The sequence below is a fragment of the Flavobacterium sandaracinum genome (assembly GCF_004349135.1).
Taxonomy (GTDB): domain Bacteria; phylum Bacteroidota; class Bacteroidia; order Flavobacteriales; family Flavobacteriaceae; genus Flavobacterium; species Flavobacterium sandaracinum.
The window spans coordinates 77,970-100,797 of the sequence record NZ_SMFN01000006.1 but is presented as its reverse complement, the minus strand read 5'-3'; the positions used below and the strand labels follow the sequence as shown (position 1 = coordinate 100,797).

Annotated in this window: 17 protein-coding genes, 1 tRNA gene and 1 pseudogene; 6 read left to right on the top strand and 13 right to left on the bottom strand. The window is 34.6% G+C overall.

Annotated elements, in window-relative coordinates; translation table 11 throughout:
• Positions 1-3: 3 nt before the first annotated feature.
• Both E0F91_RS06890 and E0F91_RS06885 read right to left on the bottom strand, forming a co-directional pair.
• Positions 4-3,060, bottom strand: coding sequence for a TAT-variant-translocated molybdopterin oxidoreductase (locus E0F91_RS06890; RefSeq protein ID WP_132065584.1), 3,057 nt, complete (start codon positions 3,058-3,060; stop codon positions 4-6).
• Between the two features lie 29 nt (positions 3,061-3,089).
• Positions 3,090-4,424 (bottom strand): c-type cytochrome, encoded by a 1,335-nt coding sequence (locus tag E0F91_RS06885; RefSeq protein WP_132065583.1) that lies wholly within the window; start codon positions 4,422-4,424, stop codon positions 3,090-3,092.
• 216 nt (positions 4,425-4,640) lie between these two features.
• Between E0F91_RS06885 and E0F91_RS06880 the strand changes: the two genes are divergently transcribed.
• A complete protein-coding gene (locus E0F91_RS06880) occupies positions 4,641-5,030 on the top strand; it encodes an SPOR domain-containing protein (protein ID WP_132065582.1) in 390 nt (129 codons plus the stop codon).
• Between the two features lie 429 nt (positions 5,031-5,459).
• Here E0F91_RS06880 and E0F91_RS17850 read toward each other — a convergent pair whose 3' ends face one another.
• From E0F91_RS17850 to rimP, 7 genes and pseudogenes are all read right to left on the bottom strand, one after another.
• Positions 5,460-5,921 carry a hypothetical protein gene (locus tag E0F91_RS17850; protein ID WP_207919039.1) on the bottom strand — a complete coding sequence of 154 codons (462 nt, stop codon included), beginning with the start codon at positions 5,919-5,921 and terminating at the stop codon, positions 5,460-5,462.
• Between the two features lie 2 nt (positions 5,922-5,923).
• Positions 5,924-6,103: a hypothetical protein gene (locus E0F91_RS06870; protein WP_132065581.1), complete on the bottom strand. Its 180-nt coding sequence runs from the start codon at positions 6,101-6,103 to the stop codon at positions 5,924-5,926.
• A gap of 132 nt (positions 6,104-6,235) precedes the next feature.
• Positions 6,236-6,487: a hypothetical protein gene (locus E0F91_RS06865; RefSeq protein WP_132065580.1), complete on the bottom strand. Its 252-nt coding sequence runs from the start codon at positions 6,485-6,487 to the stop codon at positions 6,236-6,238.
• 1,120 nt (positions 6,488-7,607) lie between these two features.
• Positions 7,608-7,802 (bottom strand): annotated as a pseudogene (locus tag E0F91_RS17960) (RHS repeat-associated core domain-containing protein); the annotation flags it as partial.
• Between the two features lie 63 nt (positions 7,803-7,865).
• Entirely contained in the window at positions 7,866-10,778 is a 2,913-nt protein-coding gene (gene infB, locus E0F91_RS06855; RefSeq protein WP_132065578.1) for a translation initiation factor IF-2, read from the bottom strand.
• A gap of 112 nt (positions 10,779-10,890) precedes the next feature.
• Positions 10,891-12,144 (bottom strand): transcription termination factor NusA, encoded by a 1,254-nt coding sequence (gene nusA / locus E0F91_RS06850; RefSeq protein WP_066080468.1) that lies wholly within the window; start codon positions 12,142-12,144, stop codon positions 10,891-10,893.
• Between the two features lie 13 nt (positions 12,145-12,157).
• The gene (gene rimP, locus E0F91_RS06845; RefSeq protein ID WP_165930103.1) at positions 12,158-12,622 is read right to left on the bottom strand and encodes a ribosome assembly cofactor RimP; all 465 of its coding nucleotides are present in this window, start codon (positions 12,620-12,622) and stop codon (positions 12,158-12,160) included.
• 176 nt (positions 12,623-12,798) lie between these two features.
• On the opposite strand from rimP, the gene E0F91_RS06840 reads away from it, so the two are divergent.
• The 3 genes from E0F91_RS06840 to E0F91_RS06830 all read left to right on the top strand — a co-directional run bounded on the left by E0F91_RS06840 (position 12,799) and on the right by E0F91_RS06830 (position 15,076).
• Entirely contained in the window at positions 12,799-13,623 is an 825-nt protein-coding gene (locus tag E0F91_RS06840) for a universal stress protein (protein WP_132065576.1), read from the top strand.
• Between the two features lie 240 nt (positions 13,624-13,863).
• Positions 13,864-14,112 (top strand): ISAon1 family transposase N-terminal region protein, encoded by a 249-nt coding sequence (locus E0F91_RS18185; RefSeq protein ID WP_424955339.1) that lies wholly within the window; start codon positions 13,864-13,866, stop codon positions 14,110-14,112.
• Positions 14,093-15,076: an ISAon1 family transposase gene (locus E0F91_RS06830; RefSeq protein ID WP_132065575.1), complete on the top strand. Its 984-nt coding sequence runs from the start codon at positions 14,093-14,095 to the stop codon at positions 15,074-15,076. The genes E0F91_RS18185 and E0F91_RS06830 overlap by 20 nt, the downstream gene beginning before the upstream one ends.
• A gap of 103 nt (positions 15,077-15,179) precedes the next feature.
• On the opposite strand, the gene E0F91_RS06825 is transcribed toward E0F91_RS06830, so the two are convergent.
• Positions 15,180-15,250, bottom strand: a tRNA-Gln gene (locus E0F91_RS06825).
• A 238-nt stretch (positions 15,251-15,488) separates the two neighbouring features.
• Here E0F91_RS06825 and E0F91_RS06820 point away from each other — a divergent pair.
• Together E0F91_RS06820 and E0F91_RS06815 are read left to right on the top strand one after the other, a co-directional pair.
• Complete coding sequence (locus E0F91_RS06820; protein WP_132065574.1) at positions 15,489-18,770, top strand: glycosyltransferase family 117 protein; 3,282 nt, start codon at positions 15,489-15,491, stop codon at positions 18,768-18,770.
• Between the two features lie 72 nt (positions 18,771-18,842).
• A complete protein-coding gene (locus E0F91_RS06815; protein ID WP_132065573.1) occupies positions 18,843-19,484 on the top strand; it encodes a polysaccharide deacetylase family protein in 642 nt (213 codons plus the stop codon).
• Between the two features lie 15 nt (positions 19,485-19,499).
• On the opposite strand, the gene E0F91_RS06810 is transcribed toward E0F91_RS06815, so the two are convergent.
• The 3 genes from E0F91_RS06810 to E0F91_RS06800 all read right to left on the bottom strand — a co-directional run bounded on the left by E0F91_RS06810 (position 19,500) and on the right by E0F91_RS06800 (position 22,780).
• Positions 19,500-19,796: a thioredoxin family protein gene (locus E0F91_RS06810; RefSeq protein WP_073352222.1), complete on the bottom strand. Its 297-nt coding sequence runs from the start codon at positions 19,794-19,796 to the stop codon at positions 19,500-19,502.
• A 73-nt stretch (positions 19,797-19,869) separates the two neighbouring features.
• Positions 19,870-21,105, bottom strand: coding sequence for a metallophosphoesterase (locus E0F91_RS06805; protein ID WP_132065572.1), 1,236 nt, complete (start codon positions 21,103-21,105; stop codon positions 19,870-19,872).
• Positions 21,106-21,277: 172 nt separating this feature from the next.
• Positions 21,278-22,780, bottom strand: a complete 1,503-nt coding sequence (locus E0F91_RS06800) for a hypothetical protein (protein ID WP_132065571.1) — start codon at positions 22,778-22,780, stop codon at positions 21,278-21,280.
• Positions 22,781-22,828 lie beyond the last annotated feature (48 nt).

Genomic DNA, 22,828 nt, shown 5'->3' with positions numbered 1-22,828 from the left:
GTACTAGGTATTTCTAACTTTAACGTGATAAATCACATTTGGTTTTGTTCCAACATGCTCTAATAAATGATACATTCTTTCGTCAGAAGCTAGTTTAGTTATTTCCGCTTCTGAATCATTTACATCTCCAAATTTCATTGCTCCATTAGAACAAGCATTTGAACATGCTGTTTGGAATTCACCATCAACGATTGCTCTTCCTTCCCTTTTAGCTTTCAAAATTGTCGCTTGTGTCATTTGAATACACATAGAACATTTTTCCATAACTCCACGGGAACGAACATTAACATCTGGGTTTAATACCATACGTCCTAAATCGTCATTCATATGATAATCAAATTCGCTGTTTTTGTTATACAAGAACCAGTTAAAACGACGTACTTTATACGGACAGTTGTTAGCGCAATAACGCGTTCCAACACATCTGTTGTAAGCCATATGATTTTGTCCTTGACGAGAGTGTGAAGTTGCAGCAACTGGACAAACCGTTTCACAAGGTGCATGATTACAATGTTGACACATTACAGGTTGGAAAGAAACTTGTGGATTATCACCCGCTTTTTCCATTTCATTAAATGTAGACAATGAACTTGACAACCCTGCTATATTTTCTTTTCTTTCATTATCACCTTCAAAAGTACTTTCAGAAGAATAATATCTATCGATACGCAACCAATGCATATCGCGGCTTCTTCTTACTTCTGATTTCCCAACAACTGGCACGTTATTTTCAGCGTGACAAGCAATCACACAGGCACCACAACCGGTACAAGCGTTCAAATCAATCGAAAGATTAAAATGGTGACCCGTTGAACGATCAAATGAATCCCATAAATCTACTTTAGTTGCTTCAACCTCTTTGTGATCCAATGAAACCATTGGTTGTGTATTCCAAAGCTGAGCATCTTTAGTATTGAAAATCTCTAAAGATGTCTCTTTAATAATGTCACCTCTTCCCATCAAAGTTTTCTGACCTTGAACACAAGCAAACTCATGTTCTCCTCCAGCTTTCACCAATGTTACAGACTGAACATTATTAAAACCTTTATATAAAGAATAGGCATTTAAACCCACCATCATTTCTTCTTTCAATGCCGCTTTACGACCGTAACCTAATGCTAAACCAATAGTTCCCACAGCTTGACCTGGTTGAACAATTACCGGAACATTTTCTAATTTTAATCCATCTACAGTTGTAATAGTAGCATAACTTCCGTTTAAACCACCATTCGCAACGATTTCATTAAAAAGTTCGTATTTCTTTGCATCTGCATTCGAAACGGTAACATAATTATCCCAAGAAACTCTTGTGATTGGATCTGGGAACTCTTGTAACCAAGGGTTGTTCGCTTGTTGTCCATCTCCCATACCTGTTTTAGTGTATAAAACAAGTTCTAGTCCTTGAGCAACTTTTGATTGTGCTAAAGCACTTGCCGCAGCAGTAAAATCTGCAGAACCACCAGTAGCAGCCGGAATAGATCCAACATATACGCCATCATGCAATACTTTGTTCCATGTAGAACCAGCTATTATTGTTGATGAAGTCGTTTTGATATAATCATAAAATGTACCTGTTGAACCATTTAATGACAACAATACATCTTGAAATTGTTTTGTATTAAAAAGTGGGCGAATTGTAGGCTGTGTAATTCCATAAGTACCTTTTGTGATACTTACATCATTCCAAGATTCTAAATAATGTGGAACAGCTGCAGCAACAGTACTAATTAATGCAGTCTCATCTTCTTTTAAAGAAAAAGACACTGATGTTTTTACCTTTTTAAGTCCTTCAACAAAGGAAGCACTATCCGATAAAGTATACACTGGATTTACACCACTCATTATTAAGGTATGAACGCTTCCCGCTTTCATATCGTTAACCAATTGAGCAACTTTTGCATTAGAACCTTTTCTAATCTGTCTTACTCCTGAAGTACTGAAAGCTTCACTTGCCAACACTTGATTGATAGCTAAAACTAACAATTGAGCATTTTTATCTTGAATCCCTGATACCAATACTCCTTTTGAACCAGCAGCTTTCAATTGTTGAGCTGCTTTTGTAACTTCTGATTTAAATTTATCTTCTAAACTTACAGCAACAGAGGAACCAGTTACAACATTATATATATGAACTAATGCTTGTTTTTGATTAGCAGTAGACATTGGTAAACGCTTATCAGCAGCAGCACCAGACAAAGTCATGTTAGCCTCTAACTGAAAGTGACGAGACATCTTCCCTGCTTTAGGAATCCTTCCTATAGTATAACCTGAATCAAATCCTCCACCTTGCCAATCTCCAAGGAAGTCAGCTCCAACAGAAACTATAAGCGAAGCTTTAGAAAAATCATAATCAACCAAAGCTCTTTCTCCATAAACCGTTTCAAAAGCATCTAATGCTTCAGATTCAGATACAGCATCATAAACCACATGCTTAGCATTTGGATTTTTACCAATAAACTCAGCGATCAATTTTTCAGTTGAAGGGCTAGCTAATGTATCCGTCAAAAGAACAACTTGACCACCTTTTGCAGCGGCATCAGTTATACTTGATTTAATTTTAGAATCAACAGCAGACCAAGTTGAATTTTTACCTTCAATTTTTGGCTCTTTTAAACGCATACTATCATACAAAGAAAGAATCGACGCATGAATTCTAGCATTAGCACTAAACTTTGCTCCCGCAATAGTATTATTATCTATTTTAATAGGACGCCCTTCACGAGTTTTTACCAAAAGATTAGCAAAGTCAAAACCATCAAAAACAGAAGTTGCATAATAATCCGCAACTCCAGGAATGATTTGCTCCGGCTGAAGCACATAAGGTATAGACTTGTTTACAGGACCTTCGCAAGCCGCAAGCGTAGCTGCCGCAGTACTAAAACCAACGTACTTTAAAAAATCACGACGAGATGTTGACGAAGATGACAAAGCATCATTATTTCCTAAAAATTCATCAGTAGGAATTTCTTCAACAAATTCGTTATTTTTAAGCGCCTCAACAATAGAACTATTTTTGTCTAGTTCCTCAACACTTTTCCAGTATTTTTTGTTTGATGACATATATAAATATTAAAATCTTAATAATTTGATTAATAGTGGCATTTACCACATTCTAAACCTCCCATTTGCGCTGCAGTCAATTTATCTACACCGTATTTCTTAGAAAGCTCATCGTGTATTTTAGTGTAATACTCATTGCCTTCCATTTTTAAATCTGTTTTTCTATGACAATCTATACACCAACCCATTGTTAATGGAGCAAATTGTTTTTGAATCTCGTACTCTTCAACAGGACCGTGACATGTTTGACATTCAATTCCAGCAACCGTAACGTGTTGTGAGTGGTTGAAATAAACAAAATCAGGCAAATTATGTATACGAACCCATTTTACAGGCTGTGATTTTCCAGTATAACTTTGGGTCGCTTGATCCCAACCCACTGCAGTATATAATTTTTGGATTTGCTCATCATAAAACGCTTTACTGTATTCTGGCGTAGCAGTAGTTTCAGCAACTTCAGCAATATTTTTATGACAATTCATACAAACATTCAACGAAGGAATTCCACCATTTTTACTTACCCTAGCAGCAGAGTGACAGTATTTACAATTGATTTCATTGTCTCCAGCATGAATTCTGTGCGAGTAATGTATCGGTTGTATCGGAGCGTAATCCTGATCAACTCCTATTTGCATCAAAAATCCATAGACGAAATAAGCACTTGCCAATAGTAAAAACACAGCAGTAACTAAAACTAGGAATTGATTTCTAGCAAACGCTTTCCATATAGGTGTTGTTGGAGTTTTTGGAGCCACCTCAATGCCATTTGCTTTTGCAACTTTAGATAAAACCTTGTTCACCAAAAACAACATTACTACCAAAATAAGCATTACAAGCGACAAAGCACCTAAAATAATATTATTTGAAACTCCGCCATCAGAAGAACCAGTTCCAGGAACAGCTTCGACTCCAACCGCAGCCTTAGGAGCTTCTGCCTTCGGTTCTGAAGTATAGGCAATAATATTGTCTATATCCCCATCCGTAAGTTGAGGAAAAGCAGACATCACTGCCTTATTATTCTCCTCATACACCTTTACAGCTTGAGCATCGCCAGACTTGATTAACTCTGAGCTATTACGAACCCACTTATGAAGCCACGAAGCATCATATTTAGCTCCAATACCCCTAAGCATCGGTCCAGTTGATTTAGCATCTAGTTTGTGACATGCAGCACAGTTTGCATTAAAAAGCTCTTTACCCTTAACAGGGTCAGCACCTTGTGAGGCAGCAGCAGCATCTGGAGCTGCGGCATCAACCGCAGGAGCAGCTTCTTGAGCAAATGAAGTAAAGGAAATAGATAGCATCAAAGCTATGCTAAAAAATAATTTCCTTGAGATCGAATTATGGTTACCCACCTTTTTCATATAGTATAATGATTATCTACTAAAAATTGGTACAGTTTTTTCTAAGTGATTTATAAAAAACTGTTCCTTTATTTTAAAACTTGCACAAAAATACGACTTAAGAACTATTCTCAAAACCTTAAAATAGTCTTAATTTCAATTTATATCTATTCTAAATAACATTTGCACTTGAGTATTGTTTCTTAAATAGTATTTTTACACAAAAACAATCACATTATGAGAATTTTAGCCCCAAGAAAAGCCTTTTTCATCTCACTTACATTCTGTATTTCCTATCTGAACACCAATGCACAAGATGGAAATATTACTCTAAAACAAGACTCTAAATTTGAACAATTATTAAATGAAAAGAGAAAAAACAATATTTCCAACACCATAAATGATAGCTATAAAATTCAAATATTCAGCGGCGAAAGCGAAAAAGCAAAAAGTACACTGAGTGCCTTTAGACAAGAATTTAGAGAAATTGACGGCACTATCTTTTTTTTTACACCAAACTACAAAGTCTGGGTAGGAAATTTCAAGACACGAATTGACGCAGAGAGAAATTTGATAGAAATTCGAAAAAGCTATCCCAATGTACATCTTATAAAACCTAATAAGTAAAAGTAGCCTTCTTTAAATTAAAACAAGAAACCACTCAAATTGAGTGGTTTCTTGTTTTAACATGCTTTGGCTTCCCAGTGTTATCGATCACAATTGGGACGTTTAAGACAGGCTTTTGCGGTCAGTCACACATGAACCAAGATGAGATTAAATAATCTATTAAACGTTTTATATTAATACCATTTACAAAACGTGGCAATACCTGAAAAGCACCCTATTCGATAAAATAAAACCAATTAAAATTGAAAAGGGTTTCCTGTTTTAATTCGTTTATAATGCCTTTATTTGTGGGTAAAGATTGTAAATATGCGATAGAGTTACCGAAACATCTAAGCAATCTTGGTTTTACTTTACTGTGTGGGCACAGTTTAAAAACTGCGATAACAGCTACACGTTATGCATATCAAGGACGTCGGGGTATAAATAGCCCTATTTATCGATAGTTATTTCAGCTCCATATGTCTGACCTAATTCATCCTGTAAATAATTACTAATAGCTTTTAAGTATTTTACCCTGTCAGCTTCTGATATATTTAAAAGTTTATTACATTCTATAAATTCCTGTAAAACTCCAATTGAATCAAAAGAACCTACTGACTTAAATATATAAGTTTTATTATTATTAAATATAAATATGCGTCTTGGAAAATGAGGTCCATTTAAATTAAATGAATAAACTCCAGATTTAAAATCATTCCTTTTTTTACTAAGTAAATTATAAACATTTATATGACTATTTATAGTTCCTCTTTCTTCTATATAAAATTTCTCTAACTTATTATATATTGAATCTGGTATTTTCAGATTCTGAGGCGAACTTGTTTTTTGAGAATGGACATCGCAATTTGAAACTACGAAGCTTATCAATATGTAAAAAAAAAGTCTTTTCATGTTTATTTGTTTTTTGATTCTTCAGTTATTTTTGATCCAATTTCTTTGGTCTTTACTTCTCGGCCTGGTCTTTGTTTTCCTGCATGACTGTTAGCGTATTTAAAGTCTTTATAAATTTCTTTATCAATAGCATGTACAATTTCATGACCAGCGATGGAACCAATAGCTTGGTCAGTTGTCAATCCAGCAAGGCGCGGCGTTTCAGCAGAAATTCCATTATTTATAGTTCCTTCGTAGATTGCTATTGATGCTTCCTTAATGCTGTAATTACCATCTTTATTTGCTTTTGTACCTTCTTTACCACCCTGTTCAGTTTATCCATAAGTACGACTAACTTTGTTGCCATTACGTTCAGTATTATCTTTAGAAGAAATACTTAAACTTACTTTGATGTCGGATTTTTCCAATTTCTCTAGTTGACTTCTACCAGTTGCAGTTTCATTTAGATCATTACCAATTCTTTGAGTATCTGCAGTTGCATTCTTCCAAGTCAAACTTCCATCAGTATTCACTGTACTTGTTGCAGCATTTTTACCGTCTGCTCCTAATACCCATGTTGGAGCCATACCATCGGGTTTACGGGCACAGATTGAAAATCTGCGCTATCGTTGTTATTACCTTATTTACTTTTCTCTAGCGAGAATTACAAACCAAAAGTGAGACACAATTGTTACTACTATATAGATGATAAAGCTGATATTTAACATTCTTATTTTTTTTGAGTCTAAATATTTAAAGTATGTAATAATTTCCTTTCTATCTCTTTTATACATGTAGTAATAATAGCAAAAACAGACAGTTAAAATCATTGATCCAATCTGCACCCATTTAGGGTAATGTAAAATACTTTTATTAAAAAGTAAATAAATGCCAATTACAATTGTTGTGTAGTTAATTATGTAAAATGCTGAAACCCCTACTATTGTGTAGAAAAAAGGAGACTCTTTTTGTTTAATAATTTTAGTGTTCCACCAGTACACTTTATAAAATAAGAAATCTAAAAATATCATCATCATTTAAACCATTTTGTATTATCATTACCGTACCCAGTACTTGGTCCAACTACTTTACCTAACTCATAACTAGCGCCGATTACCGCTCCTTTCCAACCTCCAAAAGTACCAATTGCACCAAAAACACCATCGACTGCTCCTTGTTGAGCTGAGATATCACCTCTGGCTACATTTATTCCAGTCTTACCAAGTGAATATAAGCCTACTCCAGTACCAATCTTACCTGCAGTTAACCTAGATTATATGTGGTTATTCGACCAACACTACCTCCCGTCCATCCACTGGTATAAAGTTTGGGACTGAAATTAGTGCTGTTTTTATTCATAAGCCTGAAGGTTGCTCCTATGATTTCTTTAGCTACATCTAATCCGAGTACAATTAAAGCTAATGTTGTGCCTTCTAAACTTTGAGCTGTTTCTCTCTCTGAATTATTTCTTTCTGAAAATTCACTAATTACTGGGAAATCTCCACCATAATTATTATTAGAAGATGAGATACTACCATCGTCATTATAGGTTAGAGTATAATTTCCTGCATCATTTGAAACATTTTCGGTTCCGGTTGTTCTTATATATTTTTCTCCTTCTGCTAATCGATCAGAAGCATTATTTTTAGTAATGAATGGATTATAGGTTAAATGCCCGTTTTTATCTGTTTTCCAGTCATCAGCTTGCATTCCATCAGGGTCTATAAAATAGATAGGATTATTAAGAGCATAGGTATATGGACTAAATCGTCTTGATGTTTCCGCCAACGGGTCTATGTTCATCCATCTGCCAAGTGCGGGGTCGTAATTTCTTGCTCCATAGTCGTACATGTTAAGCCCCAACTCGTCTTGCAGTTCTTTACCGTTGTACTTATACTTATATCAACAAAGCTAAAACAAAAAAAATCCCGATTGCTCGGGATTTTTCATAAATATATTAAAATTCTATTTCAATTTCTTTTTTATTGCTACTTCATGGTACGATTCAATAACATCTCTTTCTTCGATGTCGTTGTATCCTTTTACTTGAATACCACAATCGTATCCTTTGGCTACTTCTTTTACATCATCTTTGAAACGTTTCAACGCTAACAATTCTCCAGTAAAGACAACAACACCCTCTCTAATGATTCTCATTTTAGCATTTCTGGAAATTTTACCATCCATAACCATACAACCTGCAATTGAACCTACTTTAGAGATTTTGAATATCTCTCTGATCTCAGCAGTACCTAGAATTTCTTCTTTCATTTCCGGAGCTAACATTCCTTCCATTGCATCTTTCAAGTCATCAATTGCTGCATAGATAATAGAGTAGTAACGGATATCGATTTCTTCTTTATCTGCTAATTGTCGTGCATTTCCAGCAGGACGTACATTAAATCCAATGATAATTGCGTCAGATGCAGAAGCCAACATTACGTCAGTCTCTGTAATCGCTCCAACTCCTTTGTGTATTATATTAATTTGAATTTCTTCTGTAGATAATTTAGAGAACGAATCAGATAATGCTTCAACCGAACCATCTACATCCCCTTTAAGGATAATGTTCAATTCTTTAAATTGACCCAATGCAATTCTACGTCCAATCTCATCTAACGTAATGTGACGTTGAGTACGAACGGACTGCTCACGCATCAATTGCGAACGTTTTGAGGCAATTTGTTTTGCTTCTTTTTCGTCTTCGAAAATATTGAACTTATCACCCGCAGTCGCTGCTCCATCAAGACCAAGTACTGAAACCGGAGTCGAAGGACCCGCAACAGTTACTATGTTCCCTCTTTCATCATGCATGGCTTTAATTTTACCATGATGCTTACCAGCCAACATGTAATCTCCAATTTTCAATGTTCCGTTTTGAACTAATATAGTAGAAACATATCCTTTACCTTTATCAAGGAAAGCCTCAACGACTGTACCTTGTGCAGCTTTGTTTGGGTTTGATTTTAGATCTAAAAGTTCTGCTTCTAGCAATACTTTTTCTAATAATTCTTTTACACCTGTTCCTACTTTTGCAGAAATATCATGTGATTGAATTTTTCCACCCCAATCTTCAACAAGTAGATTCATACCAGCTAATCTTTCTTTTACTTTTTCAGGATTAGCATTTGGTTTATCAATTTTATTGATAGCAAATATGATAGGAACTCCAGCTGCTTGAGCATGGCTAATTGCTTCTTTAGTTTGCGGCATGATGTCATCATCAGCAGCAATCACAATAATAGCAATATCGGTAACTTGAGCACCACGCGCACGCATCGCTGTAAACGCTTCGTGACCCGGTGTATCTAAAAATGCAATTTTTTGTCCGTTATCCAAAGTTACTCCGTAGGCACCAATATGCTGTGTAATTCCTCCAGATTCCCCTGCGATTACGTTTTCTTTACGAATGTAATCCAGCAACGATGTTTTACCATGATCTACGTGACCCATTACCGTTACAATTGGCGCTCTGAAAACTAGATCTTCTTCTCTGTCTTCAACAACTTGAATTGCTTCTTCAATGTCAACCGTAATAAATTCAACTTCATAACCAAATTCATCTGCAACGATTGTCAACGTTTCTGCGTCAAGACGTTGGTTCATGGTAACCATGATACCAAGTGACATACAAGTACCGATTACTTTCGTAATTGGCACATCCATCATGATCGCAATTTCACCTACCGTAACAAATTCCGTAACCTTAATGGTTTTACTTCCTTCGTCAATAGCTCTTTGCTCATCATCAGATTTCTGACGGTGCGTATCTCTTTTATCTCTTCTATATTTAGCCGCTTTAGATTTACCTCCTTTACCTTGTAGTTTCTCTAAAGTCTCTCTAATTTGATTTTTAACTTCCTCTTCTGTTGGCTCAACTTTTGCAACAATTGCAGGTCTGTTTCCTTTTACGAAACCAGGTCTTGCACTTCTGTTGGCATTAAATCCGCCACCACCAACATTTGGGGTAATTTTATTCGGATTTGGCGCACCAGGAACTCCTGGTATAGCCGGCGGTCTGGGAGCACCTGGTTTAGGAGCAATCCTTTTACGCTTATTTTTATTTGCATTAGCAGCAGCCGAACCTGGAGCACCCGGTTTATTTGGAGTGATTTTTGGTTCTTCTTTTTTCTTTTTCGGTTTGTTAAATTGAGATAAATCAATTATTTGACCTGTTAAAGTAGTTCCCGAAAGTTTTTGATATTGCGTTGCGATGGTTTCATCAACAGGCGCTTCATCCGATTTAACCGTCTCGGTTTTTTCAACTACTTTTTGTTCAGCATCGACTTCTTTTGGAGTCTCTATTTTAACTTCTTTTATTCCAGCAATAGGTTTTACCTCTTTTTTGTCTGAAACAATTTTTTCTTCCAGAACCTTTTCTTGCAACGGTTGTTCTGAAATTCCTTTTTCTGAAGTTACTTCTTTTACAACTGGCTTTACTTCAGGTGCTTTAGCAACTGGAGTTTCAACTTTCTCAACTGCTTTTGTAGGCGAGATAATAGAAGGCTTCTTTGGATTCAGGTCAATTTTACCTACTTGAACCGGTGCAGATATAACCGCTCTCGCTTTTATAACCTCCTGTTGTTTAAGACGATCTTCCTCAATTTTACGCTTGTCTTCAATTTCTTTCTCTCGCTCTAAACGCAAAGCCTCTTTTTCTTTCCTTTTCTCTTCTCCTACTTCTTTTGAAGCTTCTTTATTCCCTTTGTCACCAGCAAACTGACCGCACAAGACATTGTACACGTCATCAGAAATCTTTGTGTTTGGATTTGCCTCAATAGCAATTCCTTTATCTTTTAGATAATCCACAGCTCTTTCCAAAGAAATGTTCAATTCCCTTAAAACTTTGTTTATTCTAATAATTCTCTCTTCAGACATACAACCTTTTTATTATTACCTTTTTTGTTATTCCTCACTCTACTCCTGCCTCGGTACCTACCGAGTAAGAATTAATTGTAAAGTGGCATGTTTATCGTTGAAGAAACATTGACTAACTGTCAAATTCCTCTTTCAATATTCTCATTACATCTAAAATCGTTTCCTCTTCTAGGTCTGTTCTTCGTACTAAATCTTCAACATCTTGTTTTAAAATACTTTTTGCAGTATCTAAACCAATTTTTGCAAACTCTTCGATAACCCAGTCTTCAATTTCATCTGAAAACTCTGTTAATTCAACATCATCCTCATCAGCAGTTGCACCAGCAACATCGCCTTCGCGAATAACATCTAACTCATAGCCAGTTAACAAACCCGCTAATTTAATATTATGCCCACCACGACCAATTGCTTTTGAAACTTCTTCAAGCTTCAAGAAAACCTCTGCTCTTTTGGTCTCTTCATTAATTTTGATAGACGATACTTTAGCTGGACTTAATGCTCTAGTAATAAACAATTGGATGTTACTCGTATAATTGATTACATCGATGTTTTCATTTCCTAATTCACGAACAATTCCGTGAATACGAGACCCTTTCATACCTACACAAGCTCCTACTGGATCAATCCTATCATCATAAGAATCAACGGCTACTTTTGCTTTTTCACCCGGTATTCTTACCACTTTTTTAACCATAATTAAACCGTCAAAAACTTCAGGAATTTCTTGTTCAAACAATTTCTCTAAAAACTTCTCCGAAGTTCTAGACATGATAATTTGAGGTTTATTTCCTTTTAATTCAACGCTTTCAATTATCCCTCTTACATTATCTCCCTTGCGGAAAAAATCAGATGGTATTTGTTTTTCTTTTGGCAAAATGATTTCGTTTCCTTCATCATCAACCAATATCACCACTCTAGGTCGCACATGATGTACTTCAGCAGTATAAATATCACCAATTAAATCTTTAAACTGTTTGTAAAGATTTGTATTGTCATGCTCATGAATTTTTGAAATTAAATTTTGTCGTAAAGCTAAAATCGCTCTTCTTCCTAAATCAATTAATTTCACTTCTTCGGAAACTTCTTCACCAATTTCAAAATCAGGTTCGATTTTTCTAGCTTCAGTTAGAGTAATTTCAAGATGATCAAAATCCAAATCTTCATCAGAAACAATCACTCTTCTTTGCCATATTTCCATATCTCCCTTATCAGGATTTATAATAATATCGAAATTATCATCTGAACCGTATTTTTTTTTCAATGCATTTCTAAATACATCTTCTAAAATTGCCATAAGCGTTACACGATCAATAAGTTTATCATCTTTAAACTCTGAGAATGAATCGATTAATGCTAAATTTTCCATGCGAATTCTTTAATTAAAATGTTACTGTAACAATTGCTTCTTTTATATCCTCATAAGGCAGTTTAAGTTCTTTCTGAACTGTTTCTTTACCTTTTCCTACCTTTTTAGGCTCTCTTGCTTCCCATGACAAAACTACAAAATCATCATTAGCTTCTACTAATTCTGCTTCAATTATTTCTGTCCCAGTCTTTACAATCAAAGTTCTCCCTATATTTTTCTTGTATTGCCTTACTAATTTTAATGGCGATCCAACCCCTACTGAAGCTACTTCTAAGGAATAATCTTGTTCCTCACGATCTAGGTCATTGTCTATAAAACGACTTACATCTATACAATCCTGAAGCGCCACTCCATTATCACCATCTACAGTCACAATTACCTTGAAAGCATCAGTGATAACAAGGTCTATCAAAAAAATTGATGGCTTTTCTAAAAGGCATTCTGCCAATAACGTATTTACTTTTTCTTTAAATGTCATATTTTTATAAAAAGAGGGGACATTTAGTCCCCTCATTATCTAGATTTTAATAAATAACGGTGCAAATATAGTGTTTTTTTTTATAAACTAAAATAATCACTCGGTGTAAAATAATTTCTTACCTTTAAAAGTCAATTAAAACAACCATTTTTACCATAATTTAACACTTTTGTATTATGAAACGCATTTTAGTTCCCACCGATTTTTCTGAACATGCTGCAAATGCTTTGAAGGCCGCTGCACTGATTGCACAAAAAACTAAATGCGAACTATACCTCTTGCATTTATTAGAAATACCGAATCACACAAGCGGGACAACAACCGGAGGCAGCAGCATTCGTGAAGATATACTGCTAATAAAAAAAGCAAATGAAAAACTGGAAAAAATTAAAGAGCAACCCTACTTAGCTGGAATTACTGTAAACACTTCCGTTCAATACGAAAGAGCTTTTAGTGGCATTTTAGCATTTAACAAAAAAAATAAGATAGACCTCATCGTAATGGGATCTCATGGAACTTCTGGAATTGAAGAGCTATTGATCGGCTCTAACACTGAAAAAGTGGTGCGCCTCTCTGAAATACCAGTTTTAGTAATTAAAAAAGAGATAGGCGAATTAAAATTCAAAAAAATGGTATTTGCTTCTGATTTTTCACCAGAAACAAAAAAACCTTTTGCCAAAATGCGCGATTTTGCCGCAATTTTTGATGCAAACCTATTTTTAGTTTTTATTTGCACTCCAAACAGCTTCAAGACTACTCTTGATGCAGAAAAAATAATGAGCAAGTTCATCAAGAACTACGACATTCAAAACTACTCTTTACACATTTTTAATGATACTAATATCGAAAACGGAATTGTTAATTTTTCAAAAGCCATTGATGCTGACCTAATAGGACTATGCACTCATGGCAGAACTGGATTGGCTCATTTTTTTACTGGAAGCATCAGCGAAGACTTGGTCAATCATGCTACAAAACCTGTCATTACCTTTAAAATCTAACTCCTGATTAACTCCGGTTTTTTAAACTAACAATTAATAATTTAAAGAAATAAAAATGGATCAAGACAAAATGTTGTGGGGAAATATTAAAATCTAGATATTTGTGTTTCCAAATTATACCAAATGCAAGACTCCTATAGCGAACTAATCAAGTTATTATTACCTGAAATTATTGTTGAATATTTTGAATTGACCTCTTACAAGAAAGGAGATGAAGTCTTGCATATATAACTTAAAGAGATAAATTCGATTCCTAAAGAATACAGGCCCTATAAGTTAAGCTCAAAAGGCTTCTTTGATGAGATTACAGTTCAGGATTTTCCTATTCGGGGGCATCAGGTATATCTACATATTACTCGCAGACGATGGCTTAACGAAGACACAGGAAAAGTGGTTTTTAGAGATTGGAATTTAGTAGCGGACGGAACTCGTGTAACACAGGAGTTTGCGTCTTTTTTAAAAGAGATCAATAGATTCCAGCCCAAATGACTGTAGTGCTATCGCCTCTTTCTATGGGGTTTCTGGAAGGAATTTGCAATATCAGTACAAAGAKTACTTAAGTGATTTTAAAGCATGGAAACAAAAGTCGCATGCTAAACAATGGCTTGTTTTTCCTGAAAACATTGGGAAACGTTTATCAATAGATGAGACATCYCTCTCYAATGGCGAACTCTATACTATTGTGACCAACAAAGCAGGAAAAGKCAGAAAGGGGACTATAGTAGCCATGGTAGCTGGAACCAAAGCAGAAACAGTAATTGCTATATTAGAAAAAATACCGCTAAAGCTAAGAAATTCGGTTACCGAAATAACACTCGATATGGCAGCTAATATGGGGCTTATTGCCAAGAAATGCTTTTCTAATGCAGTAAGAGTTACGGATCGATTCCATGTTCAAAAACTAGCACTTGAAGCTTTACAAGAAATTAGAATCAAATATAGGTGGCAAGCAATTGATATGGAGAATGAAGCTATTGAAAAAGCTAAAACCACAAAAACTAGATACGAGCCTATAACACTATCTAACGGCGACACCATTAAGCAATTACTGGCCAGAAGTCGATATATTTTGTATAAAAACAAATCTAAATGGTCTGAAAACCAAACTCAAAGAGCAAAATTATTATTCGAATTATATCCAAATATTGAAAAAGCATATCAGCTATCGCAAGACTTACGAAATGTTTTTGAGAATACCACCGATAAAATTTATGGTCTAAGCAAATTAGCTAGATGGCATGAAAAAGTAGCTCAGGCTGAGTTTAAATCATTTAATACAATATCTASATCAATACAGAATCATTACCAAACGATAGTAAACTATTTTGACAACAGAAGTACCAATGCTTCTGCAGAATCCTTTAATGCAAAAATAAAAGCGTTTAGATCTCAATTTAGAGGCGTGAGGAACATAGAGTTTTTCCTTTTCAGACTAACAAATATTTACGCTTAATTTTTGCTACTCCACAGGTTTTCGTTATGATCCATAAAAATTCAATATCGCTTTCTTTAATCTATCCCATAAAAAAAGCCCCTCAAAATTGAGGGGCCTTCTGTTGGTCTACAAGGACTCGAACCTTGAACGACTGCACCAAAAACAGTTGTGTTACCATTACACCATAGACCAGCGTTGCTGCTAAGCGAGTGCAAATTTAAAATAATATTTAGTTTGTACAAACTTTTTTTGCCTTTTTATCAAAAAAAAATCGCCTAAATTTAAATTCAGATCTAGTGTTTGATGAAAAAACCTCACAATCAACACGTTATTAAATTGCATTACTTTTCCAGAAAATAATGTTAATGCTACTATGGTTAAACAAAAAAACATTTTCTTTGTAACTTACAATTAAATTAAATTTTAGTACATGGATAAAGCAGCATTCAATTTCAATAAATGGAATACCATCATCGGTTGGCTTACATTTGGAATCGCATTATTAACCTACACTTTGACTGTTGAACCTACCATGAGTTTTTGGGATTGTGGTGAATACATTGCCACTGCAGCCAAACTAGAAGTTGGTCACCCACCGGGAGCTCCCTTATATCAAATGATTGGTGCTTTTTTTGCCATGTTTGCTACTGATGATACTAAAATTGCCCTAATGGTCAATATGATGTCTGTATTTTCGAGTGCATTTACCATACTTTTCCTTTTTTGGTCTTCATCGATGGTATTGAAAAAATTAGTTTCTCGATTTTCAGAATCAAATAAAAATAATGAGATTGTAATATTAGGAAGTTCATTTGTTGGCGCTCTAGCATATACATTCTCGGATAGTTTTTGGTTTAACGCAGTGGAGGCAGAAGTTTACGCTATGGCGTCTTTATTTATTGCGCTACTATTTTGGTTGGGTTTACGTTGGGAACAAGACATGAATAAACCAAGAGGCAACAAATGGTTATTAATCATTTCTCTTGTTGTTGGACTTTCTTTTGGAGTTCACTTTATGGCGTTATTAACAATTCCTGCTATTGGTTTTCTTTATTTTTTCAAAAATTATAAAGTTGTTACCCTTAAAAGTTTCCTGATTTCCAATGTGGTGGTAATTGCTATCTTACTTTTTATTTTCAAATTACTGCTTCCTATGACCATGGGATTCTTTGGTAAAACCGAAGTCTTTATGGTGAACAGCTTAGGATTACCATTTGATTCAGGAACAATATTTGTTACTATCTTACTGGCAGCCTTATTTTATTTCGGATTGAAATACACCAACAATAAAGGCCTAGCAACCGCCAATACTCTAATTCTGTGCATTCTTTTTATCCTAATTGGATTTTCTACTTGGACCATGTTACCCATTCGCGCTAACGCCAATACTGTAATTAATGAAAACAAACCTTCTGATGCACGTGAAGTTCTTGCATATTATAACAGAGAACAGTACGGAGTAAATCCGCTGTTTTACGGACCACAATATACCGAAGCATTTTCAGGTTTAGATGAAGACACCCCCTATCTGGATAAAGCACCCAACTACGAAAGAGATTATAAGACCAACACCTACGTTATTGTAAATAATTTCAAAAATGCAGATCAAAATACAGATGACAACCACAAAACGATTTTACCAAGAATGTGGAGTGGTGATCATATTGAAAATTATATGAATTTTACTAATCCACCTGAGTTTAGGCAAAACCCTAACTATCCTTATGAAGATGATTTAGCTAAATACGGCATTGATCCAAGTCAGTTAAGCGAGGAAGATTATAATAAAGCCATTGCACAACTGAAAAACGAAACACAGAAAACCATAAATGAATTCAGACAAGCTTACGCGCAAAAACAAATTGATAATGAAGGGTATATTAAGTTTCTGAAAAGCTATGGTGATTATCTTATAATTGAGAAACCTACAACAGCAGACAATTTAGGCTTTATGGTTGAATACCAGTTTGGCTATATGTACTGGAGGTATTTGATGTGGAACTTTGTTGGTCGTCAAAATGATATTCAAGGAAGATATGATTACCTGGATGGAAACTGGCTTAGTGGGATATCATTTATAGATGAATTGCATTTAGGAAGTCAAGAAAACCTACCTTCCGATGTATTGAACAACAAAGGTAGAAATGTGTATTTTTTCCTGCCTTTTATCCTAGGTCTCATTGGCTTAATGTACCATGCTAATAAAGATTTGAAAAGCTTTTATGTGCTACTCACTTTATTTCTATTTACCGGAATAGCATTGAAAATCTACTTAAACGAAAGGCCATTTGAGCCTCGAGAAAGAGATTATGCCTTAGTGGGATCGTTTTATGTATTTGCTATTTGGATTGGATTTGGGGTTTACGCGTTGTATGAAAGTGCACAAAAATATTTAGCTCCAAAAATTGCCGGTCCACTTATTATCGCAGCGAGTATACTAGCCGCTCCGGTACTTATGGCCTCTCAAAATTGGGATGATCACGATCGTTCTGATAAATATACTGCTTTAGCCATGGCCAAAGCATACCTTACTTCTTGTGATCCTAACGCAATTTTATTTACTATTGGTGATAACGATACCTTCCCCCTCTGGTACGCTCAAGAAATTGAAAAAGTAAGAACAGATGTCAAAATTGTAAATACAAGTTTATTTATGACAGATTGGTACATTGACCAAATGAAAACTAAAACCTACGAATCTGATCCTTTACCCATTTCGTTTACACACGATCAATATGTTGGTGACAAGCTGGACTATGTAGCTCACATTCCTAAAATTGAAAGCCGCTGGGATATAAAAGATTTTATCGATTTTATTAAAAATCCAAAATCAACTGTTGAAATGCAAAATGGTCAAACCATTCATTTTTACCCTACCAATAAAATCAGAATCCCCGTAGATAAAAACATCATTATTAAAAATAAAGTTGTTTCTGCTAAATACAATGATTCAATAGTGCCCTACATTGATTTGGATGTAAGTAAAAATGCGTTGTACAAAAACAGATTGATGATGCTGGATATTGTTGCCAATAACAACTGGAAACGACCTATTTATTTTAGTGGAGGCGCATTTGATAATGAAGATTATATCTGGATGAAAGAATATCTTCAACTAGAAGGGATGGTATACAAATTAGTTCCAGTAAGAACAATTATCCCTAAAGATGGAGGTCCCCTTGAAATGGGACAAATAGATGCCGATAAAATGTATGCCAAAGTAATGAAATGGGATTGGGGAAATAGCGAAAGTCCAACCATTTATCATGATCCAGAGACCCGAAGAAATAGCATTACCTATCGAACTAATCTATCAAGATTAATGAATCAGCTAATTATTGAAGGACAAAAAGATAAGGCAAAAAACATTATCGAATTGGCAATGACAAAAATGCCAGTAGAGTATTTTGAATATTATTCCTTAGTAGAACCTTTCGCCGGCGGATATTACAAAATTGGAGAAAAAGTAAAAGCGCAACAATTACTAAAAAAATTAGTAGGTAAGTATCAAGAGAACCTCAACTATTATGGCAACCTTAAATCTTCTGAGCAGAGCAGTATTGCAACTCCCATCATTATAGACATTGAGCGTTATAGAAGTCTCTTACAAGTGATGAAAGAGCATGGTGATATAGATTTCTACAACAAAAACAAAATCACATTCAACACGTATATCAAAATGTTTGAACGATTTGGACGAGAAAAAGAGTAATCTTAAAAGCAATTAGAAAAGGTAGCGACGTTGAAAAATGTCGCTACCTTTTTTTAATTTTATAACTACAAAATGAAATTCTACTGGATAAAGACGAATTGGTTTATCAAAAAAATATTCTCAAAATATACTTGGGACGTTTCCAATACAGGAAATACAGTATACCTCACGTTTGATGACGGACCAATTCCAAAAGTTACAATATGGGTTTTGGAAGAATTAAAAAAATACAACTTGAAGGCTACTTTTTTCTGTATTGGAGAAAATATTGGCAAGCATCCCGAAATATTTAAAAAAGTAATCAGCGATGGTCATAGTATAGGAAATCATACTTTTAATCACTTAAATGGTTGGAAAACTTCCGCTGATGCTTACCTTAAAAATATTAGATTATGCGAAGAAGTGATCGAAAAAACTGTAGATCACAGTTCAAAGTATAAACTATTTCGTCCGCCTTACGGTAAGATAAAAACGGCTCAATCAATAGAAATACGAAAATTAGGGTACAAAATAATTATGTGGGATGTCCTTAGCGCTGATTTTGATACCACACTATCCAGAGAACAATGTTTAAACAATGTCCTGTCTAATCTAAAGCCAGGAAGCATCATTGTTTTTCATGACAGTATAAAAGCATTCAAAAATCTTGAATACGTGCTACCAAAAACACTGGCTTTTTTAAAAGAAAATAATTTTAATTGTGGTGCTTTGTAAGACTCAAAAGCACGTTTACAATTGTTCTTGCACGATTCCAATAAGCGTATTAGCATCTAATTCTCCAGACTGTCTCCAAATCATTTGACCTTGTTTGTAAATCATCAAAGTAGGCAAACCTTTGATGCGCAAGGCATCTGCTAACTCTTGATTTTTATCTACATCAATTTTTATAACTTTTGCTTTATCGCCAAGGGCAGCTGCTACATCTCTGATAACAGGATGCATTGAAACGGAAGATTCGTTCCATTCTGTGTAAAAATCGATTAACACAGGTACTTGAGTATTTATAAGTTCTCCAAATTTTGACATAAAACCAAAAATTTAATTTTTAAAATTCACTAAAAAGAGATATCTACTTTACAAATGTAGCATTTTTAACGTATTATGCCACATTAACACCTTTTTTTAGTTCAATGACTGTTATTTCCGGCATAATACCTACTCTACCCGGATAAGCATGAAAACCAAAACCTCTATTAACATAAACGTATCTTCCTAGGTTTTCATATAAACCCGCCCATTGTTTATAAACATACTGTGCCAAACTCCATTTAAAGTATCCTGGAATTTCGATACCAAATTGCATTCCATGTGTGTGCCCAGAAAGCGTGAGATGGTAATGTTTGTCATCATGTTGCACTACATGCTCCCAATGTGAAGGATCATGACTCATCAAAATCTTGAAATCTTCTTTCTTTAAAGATCCAGCTGCTTTATTTAAATCTCCGGCCTGCTTGAAGTTATGACCCCAGTTTTCGACACCAACTAACGCTATTTTAGCACCTTCCTTTTCAATAAACGTATGTTCATTCAGCAATAAATTGAAACCTATTTCCCAATATAAGTTTTTTATAGCTTTAAAATTATCTTCTTTTGCAGCTTCTGTTGGCCATGTAACATATTCACCGTAATCGTGGTTTCCTAAAACAGAATATTTACCGTATTCGTGCTTTTTAATTTTATTGAATGTTTCTATCCAAGGATGCATTTCCTTGGCATCCGTATTCACGATATCGCCAGTAAACAAAATAAGATCTGAATTTTGCTCATTTACCAGATCAATCGCGTAATTAATTTTTTCTGGATTATCAAAACTGCCACTGTGAACATCTGATATTTGAGTAATCGTAAAACCATCAAAAGCTTCTGGTAAATCAGGAAAAAAAATACGTTGTTTGATGACCTTATAATTGTATTTACCAACAGTAACTCCATAAATCAATGATAAAAACGGAACTGCTGCTATTCCTAATCCTATTTGACTGATGAATTTTCGTCTGGAATTTAGGAAATCAGCGCCTTTGTCATAATCAATAAAATAATTTACGGTTCCTGCACCTAATCTAAAAATGTCTTCACCCATTAGCACAAGGGTCAAAATTAATTTTGGGACATAAACAATTAATAACAAACCTGTAGTCAACATCGTTTGTTGTGTTTGTCCTACGCTTCTATTGAACTGTGAAAAGGCATAAACAATGTATATTAAAATCAATAGGCTAATAAACTGAATTGAAAACAATGCGGGCTTTGATTTTATCAAAGTTTTTAACACTTGAAAGGTATAAAGCTCAATAATGAGAAGAATTAAACACAAGAATACGATACGAAATATCATTTTAATTAAATTTTAGACAAAATAACAAAAGAATAAACTAATGCCACTTTTAATTAATTAAAATTTAACGGTTGATTAAAGCTTAAAAAAGAACCGAAGTAAACATATAAAAAATTGCATTATTCTGTAATTCGAATTATGCAATTTTAAACAGACAATTCCTTTTACTATTCTAATTTAATATTAGAGTCATATTTGTTGTAATAAATGAAGTCGGACCTGAATACTTCTGAGCAAAAACCTCAACATAATCACCATTAGATAATTCAACGATGGCATTTATAGGTACCACGACAATATCATTTAAAGCCGCTCCTCTTCCATAAACTTTATATTGTGTCAAACCCGTCGTTGATCCATTTTTAGCAACATAAATTATATAAATTGAAGCCCCTGAAACTTGAAAAGAAATGGATCCACTAACATTAAAAAATCTTTTACCACTACCCAAATACTTAAGTCTATTACTAACTGCTGGATTATCAGTAGACAATCTAAACAGATTAGAAGCAACTGAATCACCTCCAACTTTTACAATATTACTCGGACTGGCGGAATTAAAAGTAGTAGTCCCTCCAAAGCCAACCTCATAATTAAAAGCCAATCCTCCAGTAGCTACCAAATCTGTTTCTTGAGGAATTCCCGGGCAACGAATATTCCATTTATTATTAAAATTGTACCCTGTATAAACACCTACACCAGTATATCCATTCACATATTTTCCAGTAGTCACTCCTGTAAACACAACCGACTCTATAACAGCATCTCCTGTTATTGTAGGATTAGAGGACACATCAAAACCAATACTTGACCCAGATACTTCACTAAATCCTCCTTGTTTTTGTACCAAATCAAATGTACCTTGAAGCTTCTCATACGTACCAGAGTTATTACTAAACCACCCCGTATTACTAATCAATAATTCTGTAATGTTTTCGTAAATGATTCCATTTGAATTAGCTACAAATTGCACAACACTAACAAAAACTAATGAAAATCCTGATATTAAGCCAACACTAGATGAATTTGCAACAATACAATCTCTTAGAATTAAATTTTGAGATTTATCTGCTGTGATATTAAAGACTTTTCTACCTGATCCTGATGCCACTAGAGTAACCACTCTAATAGATCCACCAGTTGTTCCTGTAAAAAGATCTCCACTAACATTAACTAATTTATCCTCTCCTGAATCCATTCCTGCGATATAAGCATTATTCAATTCAATAGGAAGATCCATTAATATTTGTCCATTTATTTCATATAAAGTTCCTGAATCTAAAAGATACTTACTTCCACCACCGGCCGCTTTCTCAGCAGCTAAAACTGTTGCTAAAACATCTGTAGATTTGATTCTCTTAAATTTAAGTCTGTCAGTAGCACCGCCGCTATTAATCACATTCCATGAAGTCACCGCTGAATTGTAATAATGAAACGATTTCAAATCCGTGTCATACACCATCAAACCATCTGCAGGGCTCGCAATAGCCGTTCGTTGTGCCGTTGTCATTCTAGGGGTCAACATTCCTTGGGTTGTCGACGAAACATCTAGAACAGAACTTGCATTTGGTGTTATCGTTCCTATGCCCACCTGGCCAAACACATTTGTTGTTATTATCATGAAAAATAACAAACAGGCTTGTAAAACCCTTGTAGTAGCGTAATTTTTTTTCATAATAAATAAAATAAAAAGATTAAATAATAGAGAATACAACGAATCCTC